This is a genomic window from Anaerovorax odorimutans (assembly GCF_024459955.1).
Taxonomy (GTDB): Bacteria; Bacillota; Clostridia; order Peptostreptococcales; family Anaerovoracaceae; genus Hominibacterium; species Hominibacterium odorimutans_A.
Map to the genome: position 1 here is coordinate 1 of NZ_JANFXK010000266.1, position 213 is coordinate 213.

General features: G+C 48.4%; 1 pseudogene. It reads right to left on the bottom strand.

Features of this window, described 5'->3' with window-relative positions:
* A pseudogene (locus NE619_RS18730) lies at nt 1-213 on the bottom strand (radical SAM protein); the annotation flags it as partial.

The following is a 213-nucleotide window of genomic DNA, read 5'->3' on the forward strand; positions in this document are numbered from 1 at the left end:
GCTACTTTGTATTCTTCATTTTCGAATGCAGTAACGTTTTCCTGCAAAAGCCACTCCATCATTTCTCTGGCAAAGGCTCCTTCGACCAGCTGGCGATAGGCGGGGTGAAAGGTATGTCCTTCAATTTCCCCGTGCGCTTTGATTAAGTCCGAGCTTTTCAGGCCCACGCGAATGATGTTGATGCCCGCGCCTGTCAGTATTTTGTACATTTCC